This window comes from Mesorhizobium sp. M0437, assembly GCF_040321335.1.
GTDB lineage: Bacteria > Pseudomonadota > Alphaproteobacteria > Rhizobiales > Rhizobiaceae > Mesorhizobium.
In genome coordinates this window covers 1-2566 of sequence record NZ_JAMYRK010000164.1, presented here as the reverse complement: position 1 = coordinate 2566, position 2566 = coordinate 1, and the positions used below count along the sequence as shown (strand labels likewise).

At 57.7% G+C, this 2566-nt stretch carries 4 protein-coding genes; all 4 read right to left on the bottom strand.

Going from position 1 to position 2566, the window contains the following annotated elements:
* Positions 1-650 (bottom strand): CopD family protein (locus NKI72_RS34545; protein WP_352852188.1); only part of this gene is annotated, 650 nt, incomplete at its 3' end.
* A gap of 2 nt (positions 651-652) precedes the next feature.
* Positions 653-994, bottom strand: coding sequence for a copper homeostasis periplasmic binding protein CopC (gene copC, locus NKI72_RS34540; protein ID WP_352757396.1), 342 nt, complete (start codon positions 992-994; stop codon positions 653-655).
* A 260-nt stretch (positions 995-1254) separates the two neighbouring features.
* Positions 1255-1830, bottom strand: a complete 576-nt coding sequence (locus NKI72_RS34535) for a hypothetical protein (protein WP_352852186.1) — start codon at positions 1828-1830, stop codon at positions 1255-1257.
* Between the two features lie 254 nt (positions 1831-2084).
* Positions 2085-2566, bottom strand: a 482-nt coding sequence (locus tag NKI72_RS34530) for an AI-2E family transporter (protein WP_502909013.1), incomplete at its 5' end; no start/stop codon positions are given.

The window sequence follows — 2566 nt, the reverse complement described above, 5'->3', positions numbered from 1 at the left end:
TAGCTGTTGCGCGGATCGGGGAACGCGCCAAGCACGAGCCAAGTGTTCATGGCGCCCGTCAAAAAAATGAGCGCAACCGCCACCATACCAAAGCGGGAGAAGCGCCACAGGACGGTTTCCACGCCTGCGACTTCGGATGGATGCCGCTGTGCTGCCGCGATAAGCAGGCCGAGGGGCAGGAGGCCACCTATCCACGCCCCGGCACTTGCAACATGGAGAGCTTGAGTCAGTGAGCCTAGAAGGCCCAACGCCGCCGCGTGGCCCTGCCAACCCTCGCAGGTCAGTAGCAAGAAAGCCGGCCCGACGATCAATTCGGGCCGCCCCGAGAAACTGATCACCAGGAGCAGGAGAACGAGCGAAAGGCGAACAAACCAAACAGTTCCGAAGTCGCTTTCCATGAGGACGCCGCGCAAGGTGTCAACCATACCCTCGCGTCCGGAGAGCCCGGCCGTAAAGCACAGCAGCCAAATTGCCGCGAAGATTGCGGCCGCAAGTGCGAGGGCAGGATTGATGTTACGGGGTAGAGGCGCAAGCGCGGGAGCCGCGGTTCTGCCTAGCGCATAGAAAGGGAAGAGTGCCGACCCGAATAGAATCATCACTGAGAGGAAGTAGACCCACCGGGCGAAGGCCAGAGTGCCATCAACGTCCATTTCTACGGTCTGACTTCAAATTTGAAATTGCCCTTCACCTTGTGCCCGTCTGCTGACAGCGCGTGCCAATCAACTTGATAAACACCCGGCGCAAGGGACCTTGATACAGGTGCCACCATGTCCTTATCCTGCACCGCGATCTCCGTGGTGATCTTCGCACCATCCGGCCCCGAAAGATCGATGCCCGAGAATCGAGCCTCAATGGATTCGCTAAAGCGCAGTCGAATCTCAGTGGGCGGAGCGGCAATGGTGCTATTGATCTCTGGAGTAGCCTCGACCAATCGAGCATGCGCAAGCGCCTGGCCGGATAATGGCACGCTCCACAGCGCAACTGTGGCGATCATTCGGATAGTCCGGTTCAACGCGAACTCCTCCCGCGACGACGGTCATCAAAGACTATGCACTTCCTGACGAATAATTGCAGGGCCGCCACTGTTCGAGCTGTCACGAAACTTTCCATTTGCCGGAAGTGATGGGAGATCAGGCCAACACGCTACCGACCGCCGAGACTCTCGATTGAAGGTCACGGACGCCGCAAGCGTTTGTAATTATCAGGACAAGCGCGGGCGAAACAAGCGTTGGCGCCCGCGTGACTCCATTTCAGCTACTTAACCGGGATCATGAGATGTGCGTATGGAGTGCCCGGCCACATCACATAGGGCTTGGATGTGTCAGGCTTGGGGTCCGTCTGATAGCCCTGCATCATGTCCATTGCGTTGACGATCATCACATGCGGGCCGGTCTCTATCCAATTGTTGCCTTCCTCGGGCTTCGTCGCATAGGGATCGGTGTTGCTGCCATCGGTACCGCCGGACAGCATGTACATGAAGCCGACCTTGCCCTTGGGCGGTTCCTTCTTTTCCATCCATGCCATCGCCCATTCCATCGCATTGGCATCGCCGCACATTGGGTCCGGGCCGGGCGTGGACGGGCTGTCTGGCATGCACCAGAAGCCGTTCTTGCCCTCGCGCAGGGTGCGCATGGCGCCCTTTTCATCCGCGGCGTAGACCGCAGCGCCGCTTGCCACGGCAGGTGGTGCAGCAGATTCAGCGCTCTTGATCATCGCAGCGTCGTCGGCGGCTGCGCCTTGCATCGTAGCCAAACTGCCTGCCGCCAAAAGGGCAGCGACCGTCAGAAGCCGTTTCATGGCCGTTCTCCGGTTTGAGTTGATCTTGTGCATGATGTCCGACGCACGGCTTTCCAGAGCCGTTTGTCGGTGATCAAACACTAGCAGATTACATGCCTCCGGACAATTTACGTTTTAGCGCTGTCTAATGTCTTTGCAGGGGGCGTGCTATTAAACGGGGGCCTTCAAATCAGTCACGAAACTCCTGAGGGTTCACTAACCAAGATGGTGCTGTTCAGCGAGTGGCCAAATTTGCGCGGTTTCCCGGCAACCTTGCTTGCATCGTCAAATCGCCACCTGCCCTAACCCTAGATTAGCCCGCGCATCGTCAGTTCAGCCTTCAGATAGGCATAATAGATCGGCGCGGCGACAAGACCCGGCATACCGAACCAGGCTTCCATGAAAACCATCGCCAGAAGAAGCTCCCAGGCACGCGCATTGATCCGCGAACCGATGATCTTGGCGTTTACGAAGTATTCGAGCTTGTGAATGATGATGAGAAAGGCAAGCGAGCCGAGCGCTGCAAGGAAGGAGATGCTGAGGCTGACAACCACGATCACCGTGTTGGAGATCAGATTGCCGATGACCGGCAGAAGGCCAGCGACGAAAGTCAGCGCTATCATTGTCCTGATGAATGGCAGATCGATGCCGAAGGACGGCAGAACAGCGACGAGATAGATCGCCGTCAGAAACGTATTCAACGCCGAAATCCGGATTTGCGAGAACACGATGTTGCGAAAGGCCTTGCTCAGAATGTTGACACGATCCGCCAGCGCGACCGCCAGTGGGC